The organism is Chachezhania sediminis, assembly GCF_009765275.1.
Taxonomy (GTDB): Bacteria; Pseudomonadota; Alphaproteobacteria; order Rhodobacterales; family Rhodobacteraceae; genus Chachezhania; species Chachezhania sediminis.
In genome coordinates, this window is sequence record NZ_VOPH01000005.1 from 363,774 (window position 1) to 386,193 (window position 22,420).

General features: G+C 62.9%; 34 protein-coding genes. 2 read left to right on the forward strand and 32 right to left on the reverse strand.

Features of this window, described 5'->3' with window-relative positions; genetic code table 11:
- Position 1 precedes the first annotated feature (1 nt).
- The 19 genes from FQK05_RS17425 to rpmC form a co-directional block, all read right to left on the reverse strand.
- Positions 2-1,384, reverse strand: coding sequence for a trypsin-like peptidase domain-containing protein (locus tag FQK05_RS17425; RefSeq protein WP_158969168.1), 1,383 nt, complete (start codon positions 1,382-1,384; stop codon positions 2-4).
- A gap of 130 nt (positions 1,385-1,514) precedes the next feature.
- Positions 1,515-1,934 carry a 50S ribosomal protein L17 gene (rplQ, locus tag FQK05_RS17430; protein ID WP_158969170.1) on the reverse strand — a complete coding sequence of 140 codons (420 nt, stop codon included), beginning with the start codon at positions 1,932-1,934 and terminating at the stop codon, positions 1,515-1,517.
- Between the two features lie 204 nt (positions 1,935-2,138).
- On the reverse strand, positions 2,139-3,155 hold the full coding sequence (locus FQK05_RS17435) for a DNA-directed RNA polymerase subunit alpha (RefSeq protein ID WP_158969172.1): 1,017 nt from the start codon (positions 3,153-3,155) through the stop codon (positions 2,139-2,141).
- Positions 3,156-3,273: 118 nt separating this feature from the next.
- Positions 3,274-3,669, reverse strand: coding sequence for a 30S ribosomal protein S11 (gene rpsK / locus FQK05_RS17440; RefSeq protein ID WP_158969174.1), 396 nt, complete (start codon positions 3,667-3,669; stop codon positions 3,274-3,276).
- Between the two features lie 15 nt (positions 3,670-3,684).
- Positions 3,685-4,053: a 30S ribosomal protein S13 gene (gene rpsM, locus FQK05_RS17445; protein WP_158969176.1), complete on the reverse strand. Its 369-nt coding sequence runs from the start codon at positions 4,051-4,053 to the stop codon at positions 3,685-3,687.
- Between the two features lie 259 nt (positions 4,054-4,312).
- Positions 4,313-4,960, reverse strand: coding sequence for an adenylate kinase (locus FQK05_RS17450; RefSeq protein ID WP_158969178.1), 648 nt, complete (start codon positions 4,958-4,960; stop codon positions 4,313-4,315).
- A 35-nt stretch (positions 4,961-4,995) separates the two neighbouring features.
- Positions 4,996-6,360, reverse strand: coding sequence for a preprotein translocase subunit SecY (secY, locus tag FQK05_RS17455; protein WP_158969180.1), 1,365 nt, complete (start codon positions 6,358-6,360; stop codon positions 4,996-4,998).
- A gap of 109 nt (positions 6,361-6,469) precedes the next feature.
- Positions 6,470-6,943, reverse strand: coding sequence for a 50S ribosomal protein L15 (rplO, locus tag FQK05_RS17460; protein ID WP_158969182.1), 474 nt, complete (start codon positions 6,941-6,943; stop codon positions 6,470-6,472).
- 444 nt (positions 6,944-7,387) lie between these two features.
- Positions 7,388-7,576: a 50S ribosomal protein L30 gene (gene rpmD / locus FQK05_RS17465; protein WP_158969184.1), complete on the reverse strand. Its 189-nt coding sequence runs from the start codon at positions 7,574-7,576 to the stop codon at positions 7,388-7,390.
- 13 nt (positions 7,577-7,589) lie between these two features.
- Positions 7,590-8,171, reverse strand: coding sequence for a 30S ribosomal protein S5 (rpsE, locus tag FQK05_RS17470; protein ID WP_158969186.1), 582 nt, complete (start codon positions 8,169-8,171; stop codon positions 7,590-7,592).
- Between the two features lie 225 nt (positions 8,172-8,396).
- Entirely contained in the window at positions 8,397-8,756 is a 360-nt protein-coding gene (gene rplR / locus FQK05_RS17475; RefSeq protein ID WP_158969188.1) for a 50S ribosomal protein L18, read from the reverse strand.
- Positions 8,757-8,767: 11 nt separating this feature from the next.
- Positions 8,768-9,301: a 50S ribosomal protein L6 gene (rplF, locus tag FQK05_RS17480; protein ID WP_158969190.1), complete on the reverse strand. Its 534-nt coding sequence runs from the start codon at positions 9,299-9,301 to the stop codon at positions 8,768-8,770.
- A gap of 11 nt (positions 9,302-9,312) precedes the next feature.
- Positions 9,313-9,705 (reverse strand): 30S ribosomal protein S8, encoded by a 393-nt coding sequence (gene rpsH, locus FQK05_RS17485; protein WP_158969192.1) that lies wholly within the window; start codon positions 9,703-9,705, stop codon positions 9,313-9,315.
- A gap of 13 nt (positions 9,706-9,718) precedes the next feature.
- A complete protein-coding gene (rpsN, locus tag FQK05_RS17490) occupies positions 9,719-10,024 on the reverse strand; it encodes a 30S ribosomal protein S14 (protein ID WP_158969194.1) in 306 nt (101 codons plus the stop codon).
- An 18-nt stretch (positions 10,025-10,042) separates the two neighbouring features.
- Positions 10,043-10,606 (reverse strand): 50S ribosomal protein L5, encoded by a 564-nt coding sequence (gene rplE / locus FQK05_RS17495; protein WP_158969196.1) that lies wholly within the window; start codon positions 10,604-10,606, stop codon positions 10,043-10,045.
- Complete coding sequence (gene rplX, locus FQK05_RS17500) at positions 10,599-10,910, reverse strand: 50S ribosomal protein L24 (protein ID WP_158969198.1); 312 nt, start codon at positions 10,908-10,910, stop codon at positions 10,599-10,601. Before rplX ends, rplE begins: the two co-directional genes overlap by 8 nt.
- Before the next feature lies 1 nt (position 10,911).
- On the reverse strand, positions 10,912-11,280 hold the full coding sequence (gene rplN / locus FQK05_RS17505) for a 50S ribosomal protein L14 (RefSeq protein WP_005621870.1): 369 nt from the start codon (positions 11,278-11,280) through the stop codon (positions 10,912-10,914).
- 119 nt (positions 11,281-11,399) lie between these two features.
- Positions 11,400-11,630, reverse strand: coding sequence for a 30S ribosomal protein S17 (gene rpsQ, locus FQK05_RS17510; RefSeq protein WP_158969200.1), 231 nt, complete (start codon positions 11,628-11,630; stop codon positions 11,400-11,402).
- Between the two features lie 12 nt (positions 11,631-11,642).
- Positions 11,643-11,843, reverse strand: coding sequence for a 50S ribosomal protein L29 (gene rpmC / locus FQK05_RS17515; RefSeq protein ID WP_158969202.1), 201 nt, complete (start codon positions 11,841-11,843; stop codon positions 11,643-11,645).
- 378 nt (positions 11,844-12,221) lie between these two features.
- Here rpmC and FQK05_RS17520 point away from each other — a divergent pair, with 378 nt between their 5' ends.
- Positions 12,222-13,307, forward strand: a complete 1,086-nt coding sequence (locus FQK05_RS17520; protein WP_158969204.1) for a transporter substrate-binding domain-containing protein — start codon at positions 12,222-12,224, stop codon at positions 13,305-13,307.
- A gap of 120 nt (positions 13,308-13,427) precedes the next feature.
- Here the strand turns inward: FQK05_RS17520 and FQK05_RS17525 are convergent, their stop codons facing one another.
- Positions 13,428-14,048: a 2OG-Fe(II) oxygenase family protein gene (locus FQK05_RS17525; protein ID WP_158969206.1), complete on the reverse strand. Its 621-nt coding sequence runs from the start codon at positions 14,046-14,048 to the stop codon at positions 13,428-13,430.
- Positions 14,049-14,271: 223 nt separating this feature from the next.
- On the opposite strand from FQK05_RS17525, the gene FQK05_RS17530 reads away from it, so the two are divergent.
- The gene (locus FQK05_RS17530; protein WP_158969208.1) at positions 14,272-14,955 is read left to right on the forward strand and encodes a hypothetical protein; all 684 of its coding nucleotides are present in this window, start codon (positions 14,272-14,274) and stop codon (positions 14,953-14,955) included.
- Between the two features lie 108 nt (positions 14,956-15,063).
- Here FQK05_RS17530 and rplP read toward each other — a convergent pair whose 3' ends face one another.
- The 12 genes from rplP to FQK05_RS17590 form a co-directional block, all read right to left on the reverse strand.
- Complete coding sequence (gene rplP, locus FQK05_RS17535; RefSeq protein ID WP_158969210.1) at positions 15,064-15,477, reverse strand: 50S ribosomal protein L16; 414 nt, start codon at positions 15,475-15,477, stop codon at positions 15,064-15,066.
- A gap of 17 nt (positions 15,478-15,494) precedes the next feature.
- Positions 15,495-16,226, reverse strand: coding sequence for a 30S ribosomal protein S3 (gene rpsC, locus FQK05_RS17540; RefSeq protein WP_158969212.1), 732 nt, complete (start codon positions 16,224-16,226; stop codon positions 15,495-15,497).
- A complete protein-coding gene (rplV, locus tag FQK05_RS17545) occupies positions 16,226-16,606 on the reverse strand; it encodes a 50S ribosomal protein L22 (RefSeq protein WP_158969214.1) in 381 nt (126 codons plus the stop codon). The genes rpsC and rplV overlap by 1 nt, the downstream gene beginning before the upstream one ends.
- Before the next feature lie 3 nt (positions 16,607-16,609).
- The gene (gene rpsS, locus FQK05_RS17550; RefSeq protein ID WP_158969216.1) at positions 16,610-16,888 is read right to left on the reverse strand and encodes a 30S ribosomal protein S19; all 279 of its coding nucleotides are present in this window, start codon (positions 16,886-16,888) and stop codon (positions 16,610-16,612) included.
- 3 nt (positions 16,889-16,891) lie between these two features.
- Complete coding sequence (gene rplB / locus FQK05_RS17555; protein ID WP_158969218.1) at positions 16,892-17,734, reverse strand: 50S ribosomal protein L2; 843 nt, start codon at positions 17,732-17,734, stop codon at positions 16,892-16,894.
- 804 nt (positions 17,735-18,538) lie between these two features.
- Positions 18,539-18,928, reverse strand: coding sequence for an SHOCT domain-containing protein (locus FQK05_RS17560; RefSeq protein WP_158969220.1), 390 nt, complete (start codon positions 18,926-18,928; stop codon positions 18,539-18,541).
- Positions 18,929-19,368: 440 nt separating this feature from the next.
- A complete protein-coding gene (locus tag FQK05_RS17565) occupies positions 19,369-19,842 on the reverse strand; it encodes a DUF4279 domain-containing protein (RefSeq protein ID WP_158969222.1) in 474 nt (157 codons plus the stop codon).
- Positions 19,843-20,051: 209 nt separating this feature from the next.
- Positions 20,052-20,348 (reverse strand): 50S ribosomal protein L23, encoded by a 297-nt coding sequence (locus FQK05_RS17570; protein WP_158969224.1) that lies wholly within the window; start codon positions 20,346-20,348, stop codon positions 20,052-20,054.
- Positions 20,345-20,962, reverse strand: coding sequence for a 50S ribosomal protein L4 (gene rplD, locus FQK05_RS17575; protein WP_158969226.1), 618 nt, complete (start codon positions 20,960-20,962; stop codon positions 20,345-20,347). Before rplD ends, FQK05_RS17570 begins: the two co-directional genes overlap by 4 nt.
- On the reverse strand, positions 20,959-21,687 hold the full coding sequence (gene rplC / locus FQK05_RS17580; RefSeq protein ID WP_158969277.1) for a 50S ribosomal protein L3: 729 nt from the start codon (positions 21,685-21,687) through the stop codon (positions 20,959-20,961). The genes rplD and rplC overlap by 4 nt, the downstream gene beginning before the upstream one ends.
- Before the next feature lie 18 nt (positions 21,688-21,705).
- Positions 21,706-22,020 carry a 30S ribosomal protein S10 gene (rpsJ, locus tag FQK05_RS17585; protein ID WP_121068457.1) on the reverse strand — a complete coding sequence of 105 codons (315 nt, stop codon included), beginning with the start codon at positions 22,018-22,020 and terminating at the stop codon, positions 21,706-21,708.
- Positions 22,021-22,297: 277 nt separating this feature from the next.
- On the reverse strand, positions 22,298-22,420 hold a 123-nt coding region (locus tag FQK05_RS17590; RefSeq protein ID WP_456064406.1), incomplete at its 5' end, for an EF-Tu C-terminal domain-related protein.

The window sequence follows — 22,420 nt, forward strand, 5'->3', positions numbered from 1 at the left end:
GTCAGGTCCGGAAGGCCAGCGAATACCGGCGCCCTGCCCGCTCGATCTCCAGCCGGACACGGCCGTTCCCGCGGGACAGGGCGGTCGCGACGTCGACGCTGCGATGGATCTCGCGCCCATTGGCCTCGATCAGCACATCGCCGGGTTGCAGGCCGGCGCGCGCACCCAGCGGGCCCGGGTCCAGCACCGCCACGCCATCGGCCTGCATCGACAGGTCATAACGCGCGATGATTGCGGGATTGATCCGCCCGACTGTCAGGCCCGGCAGGGCGCTCGAGTCGTCCAGGACCGTTTCCTCTGCCGGCGGGTCGTCGGGGGCGTCGATCATCTCGACCGCAATATCCTCGGCCTTGCCGTCCCGGACGCGGGTCACGATGGCCGTGTGCCCCATCCCGGCGGTGGTCATGCGAAAGACCATCTCGGGCGGGGAATTCACGTCCAACCCGTCCACGTCCGTGATCACGTCGCCCACGGCAAAACCCGCTGCCTTGAAGGGGCTGGCATCGTGGAGGTCGGAAATAAGCACACCGCCCGGCAGGTCCAGACCCAGCACGCCGGCCATGTCGCCGTCGACGTCTTGCCCGGCGATCCCGGCCCAGGGACGGTGGAACCGGTCCCGCCCGGCCTGGGCCTGCGCCAGGAATTCACGGACAAGGTTGGCGGGAATCGCGAAGCCGATCCCGTTCGACCCACCCGATCGGGACAGGATCGCGGCGTTGATGCCGATGAGGTCCCCGTTCACGTCCACCAGCGCCCCGCCCGAATTGCCCGGGTTGATCGGCGCATCGGTCTGCAGGAAATAGCTCCACGCATTGCCGCGGATCACGCCGGACCGGGCAAGGCCCGAGACGATTCCGCTGGTCACGGTCTGGCCCACGCCGAAAGGGTTGCCGATGGCCAGCACCAGTTCACCCACCTCGACCGCATCGCTGTCGCGCAGGGACAGGGCCGGCAGGTCATGGGCATCTTCCATCTGAAGGACAGCCAGGTCGGCCTCCTGATCCGCTAGCAGGACGGTCGCCTTGAATTCCCGACGGTCGGTCAGGACGACACGAATGTCATCGGCGCCCCCCACCACGTGGTAGTTCGAAACGACCAACCCGTCGGATCCCAGGATCACGCCCGACCCCAGCGAGTTTTCCACCCGCGGGCGGGGCGTACCGAAGCCGCGGAAGAAATCCTCGAAGAACGGATCGCCTGCGAAGGGGCTGGTCGTGCCTTGGGTGATGCGCCGGGCATAGATGTTGACCACGGCCGGCGCCGTCTTCTTCACCACCGGGGCGAAGGACAACGAGATTTCGGCCTGTGAGGCAGGAACGCTTGTGTCGGCCCCGGCAGGGGTGACCGCCAGAACGGTCAGACAGAATACGACAAGTCGGATCATCGAACGGGTCCTTTTCTGCTTCGGATATGCGGGGGCCGCCCGGGGGATGCAAGTCACCATCTCCCGAACGGCAAAACGCCCCGGCCAGGGATCTGACCGGGGCGTTTCGGAATTCCGTGGCACCGAAGGATTACTCCTCGGCGGCCTCTTCTGCGGCGACGCGGGCCTTGTCGGCGGCGCCTTTTGCGTTCGGATCGCGGTCAACCAGTTCGATGATCGCCATCGGCGCCATGTCGCCATACCGGAAGCCGGCTTTCAGGATCCGGACATAGCCGCCCTGACGGTCCTTGTAGCGCGGGCCCAGGACTTCGAACAGCTTGGCGACGTCCTTGTCTTCCTTCAGGCGCGATGCGGCGTTGCGGCGGGCGTGCAGGTCACCGCGCTTGGCGAGGGTGATCAGCTTTTCCACGATCGGACGCAGTTCCTTGGCCTTGGGCAGCGTCGTCTTGATCTGCTCGTGCTCGATCAGCGAGCCGGCCATGTTGGCCCAGAGAGCCTTGCGGTGTTCGTGGGTACGGTTGAGGCGGCGGTATCCGCGGGCGTGACGCATGGGTTTATCCTTTCACGTGTTTTGCTTTGTCCGGCGGTGCCTGCGTACGGCCCGCTCTCCTTGGGGCGGAATGCCCGGTCTTTCCCTGGTCGAAAGGTGCGTTCAGACCACGCACCCTGCGGCTCTGTTTTGCGTTGGGCGGGGTTCACCCCGCCCTACCGGTCGGTCTTGCGGTAGGGTGCGTGGTTCCCACGCACCGCTACATCAAAACGCGTCGTCGAACTTCTTCGCCAGATCTTCGATGTTGTCGGGCGGCCAGTCCTCGACATCCATGCCGAGGTGCAGGCCCATGCCGGACAGCACTTCCTTGATCTCGTTCAGCGACTTGCGGCCGAAGTTCGGGGTGCGCAGCATCTCGGCTTCGGTTTTCTGGATCAGGTCGCCGATATAGACGATGTTGTCGTTCTTCAGGCAGTTGGCCGAACGGACCGAAAGTTCCAGCTCGTCCACCTTCTTCAGAAGCAGCGGGTTGAATTCCAGCCCGTCGTCGTCGTCCTGGCGGCCAGCCGATTCCGGCTCGTCGAAGTTCACGAAGACCGACAGCTGGTCCTGCAGGATCCGCGCGGCATAGGCCACGGCGTCGTCCGGCGTGACCGATCCGTCCGTCTCGATCTTCATGGTCAGCTTGTCGTAGTCCAGCACCTGGCCCTCACGGGTGGGCTGCACTTCGTAGGAGACCTTCTTGACCGGCGAATAGATCGCGTCGATCGGGATCAGGCCGATGGGCGCATCTTCCGGCTTGTTCTTTTCCGCCGATACATAGCCCTTGCCGGTGTTGACCGTCAGTTCCATGTACAGCTCGGCGCCGTCGTCCAGGTGGCAGATCACGTGATCGCGGTTCAGGATCTCGATCCCGGCGCTTTCGGTGATGTCACCCGCAGTCACGACACCCGGGCCACGCTTGGTCACGGTGACCCGCTTGGGGCCTTCGACGTCCATGCGCAAGGCGACGGCTTTCAGGTTCAGGATGATGTCGGTGACATCTTCCCGGACACCGGCCACCGACGAGAACTCGTGCAGGACGTTGTCGATCTGAACCGACGTCACCGCAGCACCCTGCAGCGACGACAGCAGGATCCGGCGCAGGGCGTTGCCCAGCGTCAGGCCGAAGCCACGTTCCAGCGGTTCAGCGACGACGGTGGCCTGCCGCGCCGGGTCGTTGCCCGGCCGCACGTCCAGCTGGGTCGGTTTGATTAGCTCAGCCCAGTTCTTGTGGATCATGTGTATCCCTCCATTCCTGATCGTTTCCCATGTCCGGCAAGAAACGATCGCCCGAGGTGAATTCGTCGACGGCCAAAGGCCGCGCAATCGGCGCGGCCTTCGAAAGTTGGGTGAAAGGTCAGACGCGCCGACGCTTCGGCGGGCGGCAGCCGTTGTGCGCGATCGGCGTCACGTCGCGGATCGAGTTGATGTTGAAGCCGACGGCAGCCAGGGCGCGCAGGGCGCTCTCGCGGCCCGAACCCGGCCCCTGCACTTCGACGTCCAGCGTCTTCACACCGTGTTCCTGCGCCTTGCGGCCGGCATCTTCGGCGGCCATCTGGGCGGCGTAAGGGGTCGATTTGCGCGAGCCCTTGAAGCCCATGGTGCCAGCCGACGACCATGCGATCGCATTGCCCTGCACGTCCGAGATCAGGATCTTGGTGTTGTTGAAGGTCGAGTTCACATGAGCAACGCCGGTGGCGATGTTCTTGGAAACCTTCTTTTTGCCGCCTGCGCGGCGGGTATCGCGTGCCATTGTCCGATCTCTCCCTTACTTCTTCTTGCCGGCGATCGGCTTGGCCGGGCCCTTGCGGGTCCGTGCGTTCGTGTGGGTCCGCTGACCGCGCACGGGGAGGTTACGGCGATGGCGCAGACCGCGGTAGCAGCCCAGGTCCATCAGACGTTTGATGTTCATCTGCGTTTCACGGCGCAGGTCGCCTTCGACCGTGAAGTTCGCGTCGATATGTTCGCGGATCTGCAACACTTCGGCGTCCGAGAGTTCATTCACGCGACGCGCCGGGTCGATGCCCACCGCTTCGCAGATGCTCTTGGCCGAGGTGTGACCGATTCCGGTGATGTAGGTAAGCGCAATGGGAACCCGCTTGGCAGTCGGGATGTTTACGCCGGCAATACGTGCCACGTGGTCTTATCCTTTTTCGTTGCGGTTCCGTAACCCCAGAACCTTTTTTCACAACGCCGGGTGCAAGCACCCGAGCATCTGTATTGAGACGAATCGATCCGTCCGGCCGCGACCGGCAAAAACCTGATTCTGTTGCGAGACACCGGCTCTTAAGAGGATTGCAACAATTCGTCAAGGCCGGTGGATCGGCGGCGTGGTCAAATCGCCGCCAAATCGGTCAGATTGAATTCAAAGCAATTCAAACAACAAATAAAAGAGGTCACGCCTCGTCCATGACTTTCGCGATGGCGGCACGCACCGCCGCCATGTCGGCCAGGCCGTCGACAGTCGCCAGAAGGCCCTTTGCATAATAGTAGCCGATCAGCGGGGATGTCTTCTTGTAGTATTCCATCAGCCGCGTCTTGAGGCTTTCCTCGTTATCGTCGGCACGGCGCTTGAACTCGGTCCCGCCGCAGTTCGTGCACTTGCCATCGGCCGGGATCGGCTTGGTCTTGTCGTTGTAGACCTCGCCGCAGGTGCCGCAGGTCGACCGGGCGGTGATACGTTCAACCAGCGCCTCGTCATCGACTTCCATGGCGATGGCGGCGCCCAGCTCCTGACCTTCCTCGGCCAAGAGCGTGGCCAGCGCATCGGCCTGCCCCAGCGTCCGGGGAAAGCCGTCGAAAATGAAGCCGGCGCCCTTCACGGTTTCCAGCTTCTCGCGGATCAGGCCGATCACGATCTCGTCGGTCACCAGCTGACCGCGGTCCATCACATCGGCCACGATCTTGCCCATCTCGGTGCCGCTGGTGCGGGCTTCGCGCAGCATGTCGCCGGTGGACAGCTGCACCATGCCGCGGTTTTCGACGAGGTAACGCGCTTGCGTTCCCTTTCCCGCACCCGGCGGGCCCAACAGGATAATGTTCATGATCTTCCCCACTGCCCGTGTGCGGTCGGCGCCGGTCAGCGCCGCACGGGACTCCGCTTCGTTCGCTTCTTGCTTTTACCGCGCAGTTGGGACTTTTCAATCAGCCCCTCGTACTGGTGCGCCAAAAGGTGGCTCTGGACCTGCTGGATCGTGTCCATCGTGACCGACACCACAATCAGCACCGAAGTACCGCCGAAATAGAACGGGATCGAGAACTGGCCCCGCAGGATTTCCGGGAAGATACAGATCGCGGCCAGATAGGCAGAACCCAGCACCAGAACCCGGTTCACCACGTATTCGATATACTCTGCCGTCCGCTTACCCGGGCGGATACCCGGAATAAAACCGTTCTGTTTCTTGAGGTTATCGGAAACGTCGTCCGGCTTGAACGAAACATTGAACGTGTAGAAGTAGGTGAAGAACACGATCATCAGCACGAAGAACAGCAGGTAAAGCGGCTGCCCCGGGCCGAAATAGGCCAGCAGGGTCGACATGATCGGGCCCGTCGCCGTCGTCGCCGAGAAGGTCGAAATCGTGACCGGAAGCAGCAGAAGCGACGACGCGAAGATCGCCGGGATCACGCCCGCGGGGTTGACTTTGACCGGAAGGTGCGACGATCCGCCGTCATAGACTTTCATGCCGACCTGGCGGCGCGGGTACTGAATATGGATCTTCCGCAGGGCGCGTTCCATGAAGACCACGAAGGTGATCATGGCGATCACGGCAATGATCACCCCAATGATCACGCCGGGGCTGACGGCACCGGATCGGCCCGAAGCCAGGAACTGCGCCAGCGCCGCCGGGATCTCGGCGATGATACCGACGAAGATGATCAGGGACACGCCGTTGCCTACGCCGCGGGCGGTGATCTGTTCGCCCAGCCACATCAGGAACATCGTGCCGCCGACCAGTGTGATCATGGTCGAGACGATGAAGAACATGCCCGGCGTCGTCACCAGGTCGCCCGACTGAAGCGACACGGCCAGGCCGTAGGCCTGCACCGTCGCCAGAAGCACCGTGCCATAGCGGGTGTACTGGTTGATCTTCTTGCGGCCTTGTTCGCCTTCCTTCTTCAGCTGCTCCATCGCCGGCACCATGGCCGTCAGCAACTGAACGATGATCGAGGCGGAAATGTAGGGCATGATGCCCAGGGCAAAGACACCCATGCGGCCCAGCGCGCCGCCGGTGAACATCGACACCATGCCGCCGATGCCCTGTCCGGCCTCGGCCATGAACTGGCGCAGCGCCACCGCATCGATCCCCGGCACCGGAATGAAGGTGCCCAGCCGGTAGACGACCAGCAGGATCAGCGTGAAGATGATGCGCTTGCGAAGTTCCGTTGCCTTGCCCAGCGCAGCCCAGCTGGTGTTTGCGGCCATCTGTTCGGCAGCTGATACCATGGAGAGGTCTCTTCTAACGGCAACGCCGCCCGGAGCCGTTTTCCGGCACGGGCGGCGTCTGGGAAAACTAGGAGGTTAGATAGACCGCGTTCATGCGGCCCACAACCCGTCAGGCCGTCGCGGCTGCTGCCGCCACGGTGAGCGAGCCGCCCGCCTTCTCGACAGCCGCCACGGCCGCGGCGGATGCCCCGGTCACAGTCAGCGTCAGAGCTGCGGTCACGTCACCCTTGGCCAGCACGCGGACGCCGTCCAGCTTGCGGCGCACCAGGCCAGACGCGACCAGCACATCCTCGGTCACCGGCTGACCGGCGTCGATCTTGCCGGCGTCGACGAACTTCTGGATCAGGCCCAGGTTGACGACAGCGTAATCCTTGCGGTTCGGCTTGTTGAAGCCACGCTTGGGCAGGCGCTGGTAGAGCGGCATCTGGCCGCCTTCGTAGCCGTTGATGGCCACGCCCGAGCGAGATTTCTGACCCTTGATACCGCGGCCGGCGGTCTTGCCCTTGGACGAACCCGGGCCACGTGCAACGCGGCGGGCCTTTTTGGCGGCGCCGGGATTGTCGCGCAGTTCATTCAGTTTCATGTCGCTTCTCCTGACCGGAAGCGCCCCTCGAAGCGATATGGGGCGAACACGGCTTTTCTTTGTGTTGATTCCATGGCCCGACGGACCACCGGCCGCGTATAGGACCTGTCCGCCCCGCGTGCAAGTCCACGCCGGGCTGCGACACTGCCAAAATCATGTGTCAGCGCGATTCAGGCACCGGGATTCCGCTGCCAAGACGGGCGGCGGGAGGGCCTGATCGGGCACGCAGCCCTTGCAGTTTCACGCAGGCCTTGCAGATTGTCGTACCGCGTGTCTCCGATTGCCCCAGATCAACACCTGCTTCTTGTCTGCCTTCGAAGGTTCAGCGGCTTGGCGCTCGCTCCTCACCCCCTGCCCCGAAACGCGAAACGCCCCGCTTTCGCGGGGCGCCTGCCGATCTTGCCTTCCGGTGTGTGGGATCCACGCACCGATCGAGGAATGCGATCACTCGCGCTCTTCGATGATCTCCACCAGGTGCGGGATCTTGGCGACCATGCCGCGGATCGCGGGCGTGTCTTCCAGTTCGCGCGTCTTGTGCATCTTGTTCAGGCCCAGGCCCACCAGCGTCTGACGCTGGACGGCGGGGCGGCGGATCGGGGAACCGATCTGCTTGACGACGATCGTCTTTGCCATGGTGCGCTACTCCTTACGCTTCTGCCGGCTCGGCAGCTGCAGCGGCGGGGGCCTCATCCTTCTTGGACAGGATGTCGGCGACCTTCTTGCCGCGGCGCTGGGCCACCATGCGGGGCGACTGCTCTTTCTGCAGGCCGTCGATGGTGGCGCGGATCATGTTGTAGGGGTTCTGCGAACCCAGCGATTTCGACACGACGTCCTTGATGCCCAGCATCTCGAACACGGCGCGCATCGGACCACCCGCGATGATCCCGGTCCCTTCCGGAGCCGACCGCATGATGACCTTGCCGGCGCCCCAGCGGCCCGCCATGTCGTGGTGCAGCGTACGGCCTTCGCGCAGCGGCACACGGATCATCTTGCGCTTGGCCTGTTCGGTGGCCTTGCGGATCGCTTCCGGAACTTCCTTGGCCTTGCCCTTGCCAAAGCCGACGCGGCCCTTCTGGTCGCCAACGACGACCAGAGCAGCAAAGCCGAAGCGCTTGCCGCCCTTCACGGTCTTCGACACACGGTTGATCGCGACCAGGCGGTCTGCGAATTCCGGAGTTTCGTCGCGGTCGCGACGGTTGCCCCGGCGGTTGTTATCACGTTCTGCCATGCGGCATTCCTTCAATCCTGGCGCCCGTGCGCCGGTTCGGGTCGATCACAGTGGACCGCGATCTGGCGCGGGCCCTCGATCATCGAGGCAGGCAAAGCTGCCTACACGAAAGGTGCGTGGAGACCACGCACCCTACAGTCCTTGTGCCCCCGGGACGGACCGAAACCCGTACCCAAGGCCGATCTGCGCGGCAGGGTGCGTGACGACCACGCACCGCAACCGTCCTCAGATCCTCAGGCCGCCTTCGCGTGCCGCATCGGCCAGCGCCTTGACTTTCCCGTGGAACAGGAAGCCACCGCGGTCGAAATAGGCCTCTTCGACCCCGGCCGCCTTGGCGCGTTCGGCAATCGCCGCGCCGACTTTCGCCGCCGCTTCGACATTGTTCTTGCCGACGAACCCCAGGTCCTTCTCCAACGTCGAGGCTGCCGCGATGGTGCGGCCTGCCACGTCGTCGATCAACTGGACCGAGATGTTCTTGTTCGAACGGTGCACCGACAGCCGCATGCGGCCGGCGTTCACCTTGCGAAGCTTGTTCCGGACGCGCATGCGGCGCTTCAGAAACAGTGTACGTTTGCTGTTTGCCATTGTGCGAGCCCTTACTTCTTCTTGCCTTCCTTGCGGAAGATGTACTCGCCCTTGTAGCGGATGCCCTTGCCCTTGTAGGGCTCCGGCCCGCGCCAAGCGCGAATGTTCGCGGCAACCTGACCAACTTCCTGCTGGTCGATGCCTTCCACGACGATCTCGGTCTGCTTCGGCGTGGTCACGGTGATGCCCTGGGGCACCGTGAAGTCCACGTCATGGCTGTAGCCGAGGTTCAGCTTCAGGACGTTGCCCTGCATCTGGGCGCGGTAACCCACACCCTGGATCTCGAGCTCTTTCTTGAAGCCTTCGGTGACGCCGGTGACCAGGTTCTGCACCATTGTGCGGCTCATGCCCCACTGCTGGAGCGCCCGCTTGGACTTGCCGCGCGGCTGAACCGACACGGCATTGTCTTCAACGGCGATGGTCACGTCGTCCGTGGCAGTGAAGGCGCGGGTGCCTTTCGGACCCTTCACCTCGATCGTCTGGCCAGACACCGATGCGGACACGCCGCCCGGAAGCTCGACCGGTCTTTTCCCAATCCGAGACATTTCCGACCTCCTTAGAAGACGGTGCAGAGCACTTCGCCGCCAACATTCTGGCTGCGCGCGCTTGCATCCGACATCACGCCCTTCGGCGTGGAGACAATCGAGACGCCCAGACCCTGGCGGACTTCCGGCAGGTCTTTGACGCCCATGTAAACGCGACGACCGGGGGTCGAAACACGCTTGAGTTCACGGATCACCGGAGCGCCTTCATAGTACTTCAGGCTGATTTCCAGTGCCGGGTGGCCGTTCTCGCCGGTCACGTGCTCGTAGCCACGGATGTAGCCTTCGTCGGCCAGCACATCCAGGACCCAGGCACGCAGCTTGGACGCAGGGGTCAGAACAGTGGAGCGACGACGCATCTGCGCGTTGCGGATCCGGGTGAGCATATCGCCGATAGGATCGTTCATGATCTGCCCTCCCTTACCAGCTGGACTTCACAAGGCCCGGGATCTGACCGTTGGAGCCCAGCTCCCGCAGCATGATCCGGCTGACCTTGAGTTTGCGATAATACGCGTGCGGACGGCCCGTCAGCTGGCACCGGTTGTGCAGCCGCGTGGGCGAGCTGTTGCGCGGCAGCTTTGCCAGCTTCAGCCGTGCCTTGAACCGCTCTTCCATCGGAAGGCTGTCGTCATTCGCGATTTCCTTCAGCGCGGCACGCTTGGCAGCGTATTGGGCCACCAGCTTCTCGCGCTTCTTTTCGCGTTCGATCATGGATTTCTTAGCCATGTGGTGTTCCTTCCGCGCTTACGAGTTGAAGGGCATGTTGAAATGCTTCAACAGCGCCTTGGCTTCGTCGTCGGTTTTCGCCGTGGTGGCAATAACGATGTCCATCCCCCAGTTCTCGTCGACCTTGTCGAAGTCGATTTCGGGGAAAACGATGTGTTCCTTGATGCCCATGGCATAGTTGCCACGACCGTCGAAGCTCTTGCCCGGGACGCCGCGGAAGTCGCGGATACGGGGCATCGCCACGGTGGTCAGACGATCCAGGAATTCGTACATCCGGTCACCGCGCAGGGTCACCTTGGCACCCAGCGGCATCTCTTCGCGGACACGGAAGCCGGCGATCGACTTCTTGGCCTTGGTCACGACGGCCTTCTGGCCGGCGATCTTGCTGAGATCTTCCTGGGCCGACTTGGCCTTCTTGGAATCCCGCACGGCCTCGGCGCCACAGCCGATGTTCAGAACGATCTTGTCCAGCTTGGGGATCATCATGTCGTTCTTGTAGCCGAACTCTTCCTTCATCGCTGCGCGGATGGAGGTCCGGTACAGCGCCTTCAGGCGCGGCGTGTAATCAGCGGCATCAAGCATCGATCACGTCTCCCGTGGTCTTGGCGAAACGCACCTTCTTGCCGTCTTCCAGCTTGAAGCCGACACGGGAAGGCTTGCCGTTGGCATCCTTGTAGGCGAGGTTCGACAGGTCGATCGGCAGCGCCTTCGGAAGGCGGCCGCCCTGGCTCGTCTGGCTTTGACGGGTGTGGCGGATGGCCATGTTGATCCCTTCGACCACGGCCTTACCGGCCTTGGGGTCGACAGACTGGATCGTGCCTTCCTTGCCCTTGTCGCGCCCGGCGATCACGATGACCGAGTCGCCTTTCTTCAGTTTAGCAGCCATCTCACAGCACCTCCGGGGCGAGCGAAATGATCTTCATGAAGTTCTTCGCGCGCAGCTCGCGGACGACCGGGCCAAAGATCCGGGTGCCGACGGGCTCGTTGTTGTTGTTGAGGATGACGGCGGCGTTGCGATCGAAGCGGATCGCAGTACCGTCTTCACGGCGGACTTCCTTGGCGGTGCGCACGACGACGGCCTTGCGGACATCACCTTTCTTCACACGGCCGCGCGGAATGGCTTCTTTCACCGACACCACAATGATGTCGCCGACAGAAGCGTACTTGCGCTTGGATCCGCCAAGAACCTTGATGCACTGAACACGGCGAGCGCCGCTGTTGTCAGCAACATCCAGATTCGTCTGCATCTGGATCATGAGGTTACTCCCGACCTTTGGGGACCAGGCCTTTCGGCCCCAGGGTTTCGTTCAAACCGGGAAATGTCCCGGCCAGACGACAGAAAAAGCGCCCCCGTTCCGAGGGCGCCAACTGCCGGTCAGGCTTCGTACACTTCCCAGCGTTTCGTTTTCGACTTCGGTGCGCATTCGATGATGCGGACCTTGTCGCCGACGTTGTAGGTGTTGTTCTCGTCGTGGGCGCGGTACTTCTTCGACTTCCGCACGGTCTTCTTCAGAACCGGGTGCGTGAAGCGACGCTCGACAGAGACGGTCACCGTTTGTGCGTTGGCGTTCGAGGTCACGACGCCTTGGAGGATGCGTTTGGGCATATCAGGCGTTCCTTACTCGGCAGCCGCTGCGGCTTTTTCGTTCAACACGGTGATCACGCGCGCCACGTCGCGGCGCACGGTGCGGATGCGCGCCGTGTTTTCCATCTGGCCCGTCGCCTGCTGGAAACGCAGGTTGAAGGCTTCTTTCTTGAGTGCGACCAGGTCCTCGCGGAGCTGGTCCGCGGACTTGTTCCGCAGATCGGTGGCGTTCATGCGCCCGTTCCTTCTTTCAACATCACTGGAGAGCCCCGAATGCCTCGGGTCACCCTGATTCCAGTGGAGGTCTTGGATGAGGGGGCCGGATACTCTGCAAAGCCCTGCATGGCAAGCCCTAAAGCTCGGAATCCTCGGTCAGGGCCCAAGACTCCCCTGCCCTGGCGGGAAATAGCCCCGGATCCCTGCCGTGGCACCCCCTATCACGCTGCCGTAGGGTGCGTGGTCCCCACGCACCACTTGCGGCTGCAAGCACCCCGCCCTGCACCATTTCGACGGAACCCCGGCGCACAGTCTTGTAAAAACCGTAGATATCCGCCGACTCCCTGCCGCCCGGACATTTTCGCCGGGGCCGGCTCGCGTTCACAAGGGGCCCCCATGTTTTTCCGTTTCCAGGTCATTCTTCGCACCATCATCGCAGCTCTTTTCGCAGTCCTCCTGCTGCCCGTCCCTGACGCGGCCGCACAGACCACGAACCGCGAACTGCGCATCGGGACCCGAGACGCCCCGCCCTTCGCGATGAAGGATGCCAACGGCGACTGGAACGGCATCGCCATCGACCTGCTGGAGCACCTGTCGAACGACCTGCATTTCGACTATCGCCTGGTCGAGACGTCGTTGTCCGGCATGGTCGACAATGTCGCGAACGGATCTCTCGACGCCTCCATCGCTGCGATGACGATCACCCCCACCCGGGAGGAGGTCGTCGACTTTTCACATCCTTATTATCGCACCGGGCTGGGTGTGGCAGTGGCAGACACTCAGCGCGGCGGCTTTGCCACGCTGCTTGTCGCGCTGACCTCGCCGACCTTTCTGGGCACGCTGGGCGTGCTGGTCACGCTTCTGTTCATCGTAGGCTATGTCGCCTGGCGGGTCGAACGGCGCGCCAATCCCGAGCAGTTCGAGCCCGAGATGAAGAAGGGCCTGCTGTCCGGGTTCTGGTGGGCCGCCGTAACGATGACTACGGTGGGCTATGGCGACAAGGCGCCGGTCACCAATGCCGGACGGATCGTGGCCATGGTCTGGATGTTTTCGGCCCTGATCCTGACGGCGGTCTTCACCGCACAGCTGGCCGCCAGCCTGACCGCTGCATCCATGGTCAACCCGGTTTCGGCGGTGACCGATTTGCCCCGTGTCCGCGTGGGCGCGCTCGCCGGCGCTTCCTCTGGCGGGCCGCTGCGCGAACTGCACGTCCGCCCGACCGAATTCGACACTGTGGAAGAAGGGCTTCAGGCCCTGGGCGAAGGCTATATCGATGCCTTCGTCCACGACCGCCCGGTGCTGGCCTGGAACGTGCAGAACTTTCACACGTTGCGCATGACCGACCTGCAGTTCGCCGATCAGGACTATGGCATCATCCTGCCGGAAAACAGCCCGATGCGCGAACAGGCGAACCGCGCGATCCTATCCTTCATCAACACCCAGGATTGGGCCCGGATCCAGTCCAACTATCTGGGCCAATAGCGTCAGGGTCCATGGCGGGGGCGGTGCCGAGGGCACCGCCCGTCAGGCGCCGGGCGGATCTTGCCGTCCCGGCAAAGGGCAGGCTGTCGCTCGTGGGGGCTGATTGCGCCCCCAACGCCGTCAGGCCCAGCTGTAGTTGAAGCTGACGCTGATCCGGTCGTCTTCGGCCATGTTCATCGGCACCTCGTGCCGGAGCCAGCTTTCCCACAGCAGAACGTCGCCAGGTTTCGGCTTTTCATAGATGAACGTCTTCAGCTCGCGCCGCGCGTCCTTCTTCCGGGTCGGCGCCGCCATCATCATGGCCGACCGCGGATCCTCGTACTTGATGGCACTGGCCCCTTCCGGCACGGCAACATAGGTCGTGCCGCTGATCACCGAGTGCGGATGGATGTGGCTGGTATGGATCCCGCCTTCCGGCAGGATGTTGATCCAGATATCTTCCAGCTTGACCTCGCGGCCGTCCAGATCGAATTCCAGGTCCGCGATGAAGGCCGCGACATGCTTGTCCAGGATCGCCACCAGGTCGGCGAAAATCGGGAACCGCCAGGGCAGATCCGTCAGCGAGGCATAGGACGTGTACCCGGCATAGTCGTTCTCCTCGCACCACTCCTGCCCCGCCTCGTCGTCGTCGGCGATGGAATAGCAGGAATTCTCCAGCTCTGCCGGATCGAAGCTGTCCCCAAGCTCGGTCAGGGACGCGCGGTAAAGACGGGTGACGAAAAGGGAATCGATCTGTGCCATGGCCTGCCTGATACATCCCCCGCACGCTTCGCGCGAGGGCCTATCGCCCTCCTCCGCCGCGCCGGCGCCCGTCGCACTCGCCTGCGACAAGGTCCCGAAACCTGCCGTAGGGTGCGTGGTTCCCACGCACCGGTCGCCGCAACCGAAAACCAATCGCAGCTACCGCACGTACGCCCCCTGCGCTAGCATCGGTGCAAACCTTCACAGGCATGTCCGCGTCCCGATGAACCGCCCGCCCTATTCCTACCCCGAAACGGACGAAGTCCCTTATCTGGAGTGGTTCGGCCGCGACTTCGTGTCCGTCTTCGTGGCCCTGCCTCCCTTCCTGCGCGTTATCGGGCACTCAAGGTGGAAAAACGGGAACTGGATCCCGGACGACGTCCTGGCCCATGCGTCCCGTCATCCCGAAGAATGCGCCGTGACCTGGTCCGAAGTCGCCAGGAACTGCGAATTCCCTGACATTAGATACGTCAACCGCGCCCTTAGGCTTACGGGGTCAAGAAACCTGGCCCCCGAACTTTCGGCCCCGGGCGACACGGCCCGCCTGATGTCGGACTGCGCGGCGCGCGACATCTATCCCCCGGACGAAGGCCATTCGACCCCGCCCATGGATCTGGCCACCTTCCATTTCCTGACGGCCCTCGACCAACCAAATGTCAACATCGCCGACCATTTCGGAAGCGACACCGGCCACATGCCGATCAGCGCCTTCCAAGATCGCGCCGACCTGTACAACCCGGCGCAATGGTGGACCGACGACCATTCCATCTTCGCCACGATCTACATCGACTATCACTACACACTGGTCTGCCAGACCGCGCAAAGCCTAGAGCGGGCCTCTCCGGCCCAGTACTTCGAAGGCTTCTTCGCCAGTGAAACAACGAACGACTTCTGGGGCCTGCCGTAGGGTGCGTGGTTCCCACGCACCAGTCGCCGCAACGAAAAACCCCCGCCGATTTCTCGGCGGGGGTTCCTTGATCTTGTCGGTCAGGGGGCGTGGGATCCACGCGCCGCCTTACCAGTCCTCGCGGACCACGACCCGGGTCTTGATCGGCAGTTTCATCGCGGCCAGGCGCAGGGCCTCGCGTGCGATGTCTTCCGACACGCCGTCCAGTTCGAACATGATCCGGCCGGGTTTGACCTTGGCCGCCCAATAGTCGACGGAACCTTTACCTTTACCCATCCGGACTTCGGTCGGCTTCGACGACACCGCGGTGTCGGGGAAGATCCGGATCCAGACGCGGCCCTGACGCTTCATGTGACGCGTCATGGCCCGGCGGGCGGCTTCGATCTGGCGAGCGGTGATCCGCTCCGGTTCGGTCGCCTTCAGGCCGTAGGTGCCGAAGTTGAGGTCCGATCCGCCTTTTGCCTCGCCGTGGATACGGCCCTTGTGCATCTTGCGGAACTTGGTGCGTTTTGGCTGAAGCATTTTCCTGTCTCCTCAGCTCAGCGATCGCGGTCACGGTCGCGGCGATTGCCGCCACCAGCACCGCGCGGCGCCGGCCCGTCCTGCAGCTCTTGCGTGCGGCGGTCGCGTGCGGACGGATCGTGTTCCATGATCTCGCCCTTGAAGAGCCAGACCTTGATCCCGATGATCCCGTACGGCGTCGATGCCTCGGCGGTCGCATAGTCGATGTCGGCCCGCAGGGTGTGAAGCGGCACGCGACCTTCGCGATACCATTCCGTCCGTGCGATCTCGGCACCGCCCAGGCGGCCGGCGACGTTCACCCGGATGCCCAGCGACCCCATGCGCATCGCGTTCTGGACCGAACGCTTCATCGCACGACGGAAGGACACGCGGCGTTCCAGCTGCTGCGCGATCGACTCGGCCACCAGCTGAGCGTCAAGCTCGGGCTTGCGGACTTCGACGATGTTCAGGTGCAGTTCGCTGTCGGTCATCGAGGCGAGCTTCTTGCGCAGCACTTCGATGTCGGCGCCCTTGCGGCCGATGATGACACCGGGACGTGCCGTGTGGATCGTGACGCGGCACTTCTTGTGCGGACGCTCGATGATCACGCGGGCGATACCGGCCTGCTTGCACTCTTCCTTGATGAAGTCACGGATCCGGATGTCTTCCAGAAGAAGATCACCGTAATCCTTGGTGTCGGCATACCAGCGGCTGTCCCAGGTGCGGTTCACCTGCAGGCGCATGCCAATCGGATTGACTTTCTGTCCCATTAGGCTTGCTCCTCGACCTGACGCACCTTGATGGTGATTTCCGAGAACGGCTTTTTCAGCGGCCCGAAACGGCCACGTGCCCGCGGACGGCCACGCTTCATGACCAGGCCCTTGCCAACCCAGGCTTCGGCGACGATCAGTTCGTCAACGTCCAGGTTGTGGTTGTTCTCGGCATTGGCGATGGCGGACTGAAGGCATTTCTTCACGTCCAGCGCGACCCGCTTGTTCGAGAAGGTCAGGTCCGTCAGGGCCTGTTCCACCTTCTTGCCGCGGATCATGGCGGCCACCAGGTTCAGCTTCTGCGGCGAGGTACGGAGCATGCGCGTCTTGGCCATTGCTTCGTTGTCTGCCACGCGGCGGGGGTTCTTTTCCTTGCCCATGGCTTACTTCCGCTTCGCTTTCTTGTCGGCGGCGTGACCGTAATAGGTCCGCGTCGGCGAGTATTCACCGAACTTCTGACCGATCATGTCTTCCGTCACCGAGACGGGAATGTGCTTCTGGCCGTTGTACACACCAAAGGTCAGCCCGACGAACTGGGGCAGAATGGTGGACCGACGGGACCAGATCTTGATGACGTCGTTACGACCCGATTCGCGCGCCGCTTCGGCTTTCTTAAGCACGTAAGCGTCGACGAAGGGGCCCTTCCAAACAGAGCGAGTCATGGATTAGCGCCCTTTCTTCTTGGCGTGCCGCGAACGGACGATGAGCTTGGACGACGCCTTCTTGCGATTGCGCGTCTTCGCCCCCTTGGTGGGCTTGCCCCACGGCGTCACAGGGTGACGGCCGCCCGAGGTCCGGCCTTCACCACCGCCGTGCGGGTGGTCGATCGGGTTCATGACAACGCCGCGGACATGGGGACGACGCCCCTTGTGCCGGTTGCGGCCAGCCTTACCGATGTTCTGGTTCGAGTTGTCGGGGTTCGACACTGCACCGACGGTGGCCATGCATTCCTGGCGCACCAGACGCAGTTCCCCCGAGGACAGGCGGATCTGCGCATAGCCGCCATCGCGGCCGACGAACTGCGCATAGGTGCCTGCGGCGCGCGCGATCTGGCCGCCCTTGCCGGGCTTCATCTCGATGTTGTGGACGATCGTACCGATTGGCAGGCCCGAGAACGGCATCGCGTTGCCCGGCTTGATGTCTGCCTTCTTGGACGAGATCACCTGATCGCCGACCGCCAGACGCTGCGGGGCCAGGATATAGGCCAGCTCGCCGTCGGCGTATTTGATCAGCGCGATGAACGCGGTCCGGTTGGGGTCGTATTCGATGCGCTCGACCGTGCCGGCCACATCGAACTTGTTCCGTTTGAAATCGACGATCCGATAGAGGCGTTTCACGCCCCCGCCACGGCGGCGCATCGTGATCCGTCCGGTGTTGTTACGGCCGCCCTTGCCAGTCAGACCCTGGGTCAGGGCCTTGACGGGGCGTCCTTTGTACAGCTCCGAACGGTCGATCAGCACCAGCCCGCGCTGGCCCGGCGTCGTCGGCTTATACGACTTGAGTGCCATGCTTTCTGTCTTCCGTTTAGCGTTGGGGAACTTGCGTCCCCCTATGTTTGCGGCCCTGCCCTTGCAGGCGTCGGCCGAGGGTATAGGGCCCCGAAGGTCCCCGGTTACAAGGCGCCCGTTTCCGCGCGCCGGTCGGTCCAGCCATGGGGTGCGTGGTTGCCACGCACCATGACCTGACCAAAACAACGAACCCCGGATCGAATCCGGGGCCGTGGTGGTTGGCGGGACCTAGCAGATGAAGAATGTAAGGTCTAGGGCCTAATCTGGCCGTACTGCGAACGCCGGACGGGGACATGCGGCATCCGCCGATCCGATCGTTGGATCTGCGGCATCACCAGAGTTCGCCGAAGCCCAGAAAAGCCCCCCAAAGTATGCCGGTATAGCAAACAGGAAGCAGCGCCACAGCCAACAAGCAATCGTGGCCAGAAGCCCCGGAACGCCCATATCGCTGTAAGGCCCACCAACGGAATTCCGAACAGATACTCAAGTTCGGGTGGCCAGCGGAGACGCACCTGTGCAGATGCATAAGCAAATTCGATCAGGATCGCCGCCGCGAACGCAAACAGGACAGCGAGGGCCAGCCTACCGACCACCGTCAGAAGTGCATAAGGATTGATCTTTGCCAAATCGTCCGCCGACAAACCAAACACCGGTTCGCCCCCACTGTCGCCGGAACTGCGCCAGCCCGTTTGCAGTAAGGAGCGTGGCCCCCCACGCATTGTCTTCCAGGCCCGATCCGGCCCAGGAACGATCCCCGGGCCATGCGGTTGGTCCCCTCTGCAGAGAGCGCCCCGCCCTACGCGGTCAGGTGCCCAGCACCTTAGCCTTCTGCGCCTGGAACTCCTCTTCCGACAGGTGGCCATTGTCCTTCAGCTTGGCCAGACGCTCGATCTCGTCCGCCGCAGACACATTGGCGACCGACCGGATGTATTCCTTCTGCGCCGTCTCCATCTCCTTCTGGAAGTCGAGCCGGTGCTGCTCCATCTTGCCGCCGCGGACGATGATGTAGGCCAGAACCCCAAGCCACGGCAGCAGGATGACGAACGCCACCCAGAGCGCCTTGGCGACGCCCGACAGGTCCTTCGAGCGGAAGATGTCGGCCACCACCGAAATCAGCACCCAGAACCAGGCGATCATCAGGAACAGCCAGAAGATCGACCAGAAGACGTGAAAAATACCGAAACCGTTTTCCATTGCGCACCCATTTCCCTGTTCCGCGCCGAACCGGCGCTGTCGCATTCACGTATTACCCGGTCCGTGGAACGGAGGATACCAAATCCTGAACCGTTCATGGCGGCGGAACACCCCCCTACCATACCGCCTGACGCCCGTAGGGTGCGTGGTCCCCACGCACCATCCCAGCCGCAAGCGCCTTCGTCGGCGTCCAGGATGTTCCGCCCGCTTTCGGGACAACAGGCTTGAGCGGCAGTAGCGCAATCCTAATGATGAACAACTGCTTGCCTGCACCACCTCGCAACAGAAGTGCGCCATCGCGGACCATGGGGCAAGGCCTCGCAAGAGCGGACCGCCGTGCTGATGGATACAGAGAGCGGCAGGTTCTTGGAACAGGCGAAAAACGGCCTCATGTTTTCTGAGGCTATTGGCTGCGGAAGGGCGCGCGGGGATCGGCCAGCCTATCGCTCCTCCATGTCCGATCCACGAAGGCCCAACTGTTCGCGCAACTCGACCACTTCTTCGTGGACGTCGCCATGACCGTAGCTGTCGATCCAGAAACCGATGTGCAGAGCTGTGGCGCGTTGCTGGTGCCTGAAATCGAGTTCCCAGCTGAAAGACTGGTATGAGTAACTGACACATACAAACTGCAAATGCCCCAATGTCGACGCCTGCAAGACACCTGAATAGCGACGCTCAAGCCGAAACAGCAGCGCCTCCAGATGATCGTCCAGAAGACGTGTGTCATCCAGACCGCTGCCCAAAGTCCATTTAGAACTGTGACGGGAAAACGAGCGTCCGTTCCGGCTGTATTTGTCATCGACGGCCCAGGCTTCAGTGGGTTCGATGCCGATAGCCTTTGTCACATCGGCCGGATCAAACAAGCCAGTGACACGGAAGTAGGCATACTGCCGATCCAGAGTGGGAGGCCACATGAAACGAGCACCTTTTCTACAGACCACCAGTGTGCCCCGCAGGGCTACGTGTGGCAATGCGTAAAGCGGGGTTTACCCCGCCGCGACCGGGGGCGGCGGGGTAAACCCCGCCCTACGATGCGTGTACCGTTGCACGGATAAGGCCACGCCAATGGAAAAGGCCCCGCCGTTGCCGGCAGGGCCTTCGATCTTGTTCGCAACGGCGGATCTCAGAGACCGGTGGTCACGTCGATCGTGTTGCCTTCTTCAAGCGTGACATAGGCCTTCTTCACGTCCTTGCGCTTGCCGGGACGGCCGCGGAAGACCTTGTTCTTGCCCTTGGTGATCGCGGTGTTGACCGCCTTGACCTTCACGCCGAACAGCGCCTCGACCGCTTCGCGGATCTGCGGCTTCGAACTGTCGATCGACACTTCGAAGACCACTGCGTTGTTCTCGGAAGCCATCGTCGCCTTTTCGGTGATGATCGGCTTGCGGATCACGTCGTAATGTTCCGGCTTCGCGCTCATTTCAGACGCTCCTCCAGGGCTTGGACAGCTGCCTTCGTCAACACCAGGGTGTCGCGACGCAGGATGTCGTAAACGTTGGCCCCCATGCTGGGCAGCACGTCCAGGCCCTCGATGTTGCGCGAAGCCTTCAGGAAGCCTTCGTTCACGGCAGCACCGTCGATGATCAGCGCGCGCTTCCAGCCCAGGTTTGCGACCTGCTTGGCCAGCGCGGCGGTCTTGCCTTCGGCTTCGGCCGCTTCGATGACCACCAGCTCGCCCGCCTTGGCCTTGGCCGACAGCGCGTGCTTCAGGCCCAGCTTGCGGAACTTCTTCGGCAGGTCATGCTCGTGGCTGCGGGGCGTGGGGCCCTTGTAGATGCCGCCCTTGCGGAAGATCGGCGCCTTGCGCGAGCCGTGGCGTGCGCCGCCCGTGCCCTTCTGGCGATAGATCTTCTTGGTCGAGTACGACACTTCCGACCGGCCCAGCGTGCTGTGCGTACCGGCCTGTGCCCGGGCGCGCTGCCAGCGGACGACACGGTGCAGGATGTCGGCGCGCGGCTCAAGGCCGAACAGCTCCGCGTCCAGCTCGATGTCGCCGGCCTTGCCGCCGTCGAGGTTGATCACATCGAATTTCATGCTTCACCCCCTTCCGCGGGCGCTTCCTCGGCCGGTGCGGCTGCAGCTGCGACAGCTTTCAGCCCCGCCGGGGTCGGCAGACCTTCGGGAAGTTTCTTCTTCACTGCATCCTTGACGGTGACCCAGCCACCCTTGGAGCCGGGCACGGCGCCCTTGATCATGATCAGGCCACGCTCGGCGTCGGTCTTGACCACTTCGAGGTTCTGCGTGGTGACACGCACGGCACCCATGTGGCCGGCCATCTTCTTGCCTTTGAAGACCTTGCCCGGATCCTGACATTGACCGGTCGAACCGTGCGAGCGGTGGCTGATCGACACACCGTGGGATGCCCGCAGGCCCCCGAAGTTGTGCCGCTTCATGCCGCCCTGGAAGCCCTTACCGATCGAGGTACCCGACACGTCGACCTTCTGGCCGGCCAGGAAGTGCTCGGCCGAGATCTCGGCGCCGACTTCGATCATGTTGTCTTCCGTCACGCGGAACTCGCACAGCTTGCGCTTGGGCTCCACCTTTGCGGCGGCGAAATGGCCCCGCATCGGCTGGCTCACGCGCTTCACCTTGGCGGTGCCGGCGCCCAGCTGGACAGCAGTATAACCGTCCTTGTCCTTGGTGCGCTGAGCGACGACCTGAAGGTTGTCGAGCAGGAGAACGGTGACCGGGATCTGCTTGCCGTCTTCCATGAAGAGGCGGGTCATCCCGACTTTTTTGGCGATAACTCCGGAACGCATGTTCATGTACCTCCGGCCTTACGACTGCAGCTTGATCTCGACGTCCACGCCGGCGGCGAGGTCGAGCTTCATGAGCGCGTCAACGGTCTGCGGGGTCGGATCGACGATGTCGAGAAGACGCTTGTGGGTCCGGATCTCGAACTGGTCACGCGACTTCTTGTCGACGTGAGGGCCACGCAGAACGGTGAATTTCTCGATCTTGTTCGGCAGCGGGATCGGCCCGCGCACCGTGGCACCGGTCCGCTTGGCGGTGTTGACGATCTCCTGGGTGCTGGCGTCCAGCACGCGGTAATCGAACGCCTTGAGCCGGATACGGATATTCTGGCTTTGCATTGTTCTCGCCCTTTCAGGCTGTTGGAGTTGATAGGACGACCGGCGGATTTCTCCGCCGGCCCTCGTCGAACCCGAGAGCCGGGTTGCCCCGACCCTTCAGAGTCAGTCTTCCGGATGTGCCTTGCGGCGGCCCGGTATCTGGTGCCCGTTCAGGCGAGGTAGACCCCCGCCCGACGCGGTCTTGGCCGTGGTGCCTGACGTTCCGAAGGCGCCCTGTCGTCGATTTCCCTGCGGAAGTCAACGACTGTTTGCACATCGCAGCGTCGGGCGATCCCGATTACTCGATGATCTTTGCGACGACGCCTGCGCCGACGGTGCGGCCGCCTTCGCGGATGGCGAAGCGCAGGCCGTCTTCCATGGCGATCGGCGCGATCAGCTCGACCGTGAAGCCGACGTTGTC

Bases quoted from the DNA above. Each gene is read 5' to 3' on its own strand.
- rpsQ (WP_158969200.1), bottom strand. From the start codon at position 11,630: ATGCCCAAACGCATCCTCCAAGGCGTCGTGACCTCGAACGCCAACGCA.
- rpsE (WP_158969186.1), bottom strand. From the start codon at position 8,171: ATGGCAGAACGTGATAACAACCGCCGGGGCAACCGTCGCGACCGCGAC.
- rpsH (WP_158969192.1), bottom strand. From the start codon at position 9,705: ATGAACGATCCTATCGGCGATATGCTCACCCGGATCCGCAACGCGCAG.
- rplF (WP_158969190.1), bottom strand. From the start codon at position 9,301: ATGTCTCGGATTGGGAAAAGACCGGTCGAGCTTCCGGGCGGCGTGTCC.
- rpsJ (WP_121068457.1), bottom strand. From the start codon at position 22,020: ATGCAAAGCCAGAATATCCGTATCCGGCTCAAGGCGTTCGATTACCGC.
- rplO (WP_158969182.1), bottom strand. From the start codon at position 6,943: ATGAAACTGAATGAACTGCGCGACAATCCCGGCGCCGCCAAAAAGGCC.
- rplX (WP_158969198.1), bottom strand. From the start codon at position 10,910: ATGGCTGCTAAACTGAAGAAAGGCGACTCGGTCATCGTGATCGCCGGG.
- FQK05_RS17520 (WP_158969204.1), top strand. From the start codon at position 12,222: ATGTTTTTCCGTTTCCAGGTCATTCTTCGCACCATCATCGCAGCTCTT.
- FQK05_RS17565 (WP_158969222.1), bottom strand. From the start codon at position 19,842: ATGTGGCCTCCCACTCTGGATCGGCAGTATGCCTACTTCCGTGTCACT.
- rpmD (WP_158969184.1), bottom strand. From the start codon at position 7,576: ATGGCAAAGACGATCGTCGTCAAGCAGATCGGTTCCCCGATCCGCCGC.
- rplP (WP_158969210.1), bottom strand. From the start codon at position 15,477: ATGCTTCAGCCAAAACGCACCAAGTTCCGCAAGATGCACAAGGGCCGT.
- rplE (WP_158969196.1), bottom strand. From the start codon at position 10,606: ATGCTTGATGCCGCTGATTACACGCCGCGCCTGAAGGCGCTGTACCGG.
- FQK05_RS17425 (WP_158969168.1), bottom strand. From the start codon at position 1,384: ATGATCCGACTTGTCGTATTCTGTCTGACCGTTCTGGCGGTCACCCCT.
- rplN (WP_005621870.1), bottom strand. From the start codon at position 11,280: ATGATCCAGATGCAGACGAATCTGGATGTTGCTGACAACAGCGGCGCT.
- FQK05_RS17435 (WP_158969172.1), bottom strand. From the start codon at position 3,155: ATGATCCACAAGAACTGGGCTGAGCTAATCAAACCGACCCAGCTGGAC.
- rplV (WP_158969214.1), bottom strand. From the start codon at position 16,606: ATGGGCAAGGAAAAGAACCCCCGCCGCGTGGCAGACAACGAAGCAATG.
- rplB (WP_158969218.1), bottom strand. From the start codon at position 17,734: ATGGCACTCAAGTCGTATAAGCCGACGACGCCGGGCCAGCGCGGGCTG.
- rplQ (WP_158969170.1), bottom strand. From the start codon at position 1,934: ATGCGTCACGCCCGCGGATACCGCCGCCTCAACCGTACCCACGAACAC.
- FQK05_RS17525 (WP_158969206.1), bottom strand. From the start codon at position 14,048: ATGGCACAGATCGATTCCCTTTTCGTCACCCGTCTTTACCGCGCGTCC.
- FQK05_RS17570 (WP_158969224.1), bottom strand. From the start codon at position 20,348: ATGAGCGCGAAGCCGGAACATTACGACGTGATCCGCAAGCCGATCATC.
- rpmC (WP_158969202.1), bottom strand. From the start codon at position 11,843: ATGAACGCCACCGATCTGCGGAACAAGTCCGCGGACCAGCTCCGCGAG.
- rplC (WP_158969277.1), bottom strand. From the start codon at position 21,687: ATGCGTTCCGGAGTTATCGCCAAAAAAGTCGGGATGACCCGCCTCTTC.
- rpsC (WP_158969212.1), bottom strand. From the start codon at position 16,226: ATGGGACAGAAAGTCAATCCGATTGGCATGCGCCTGCAGGTGAACCGC.
- secY (WP_158969180.1), bottom strand. From the start codon at position 6,360: ATGGTATCAGCTGCCGAACAGATGGCCGCAAACACCAGCTGGGCTGCG.
- rpsN (WP_158969194.1), bottom strand. From the start codon at position 10,024: ATGGCTAAGAAATCCATGATCGAACGCGAAAAGAAGCGCGAGAAGCTG.
- rpsK (WP_158969174.1), bottom strand. From the start codon at position 3,669: ATGGCACGCGATACCCGCCGCGCAGGCGGCAAAAAGAAGGTTTCCAAG.
- rplD (WP_158969226.1), bottom strand. From the start codon at position 20,962: ATGAAATTCGATGTGATCAACCTCGACGGCGGCAAGGCCGGCGACATC.
- rpsS (WP_158969216.1), bottom strand. From the start codon at position 16,888: ATGACTCGCTCTGTTTGGAAGGGCCCCTTCGTCGACGCTTACGTGCTT.
- rplR (WP_158969188.1), bottom strand. From the start codon at position 8,756: ATGGCAAACAGCAAACGTACACTGTTTCTGAAGCGCCGCATGCGCGTC.
- FQK05_RS17450 (WP_158969178.1), bottom strand. From the start codon at position 4,960: ATGAACATTATCCTGTTGGGCCCGCCGGGTGCGGGAAAGGGAACGCAA.
- FQK05_RS17560 (WP_158969220.1), bottom strand. From the start codon at position 18,928: ATGGAAAACGGTTTCGGTATTTTTCACGTCTTCTGGTCGATCTTCTGG.
- FQK05_RS17530 (WP_158969208.1), top strand. From the start codon at position 14,272: ATGAACCGCCCGCCCTATTCCTACCCCGAAACGGACGAAGTCCCTTAT.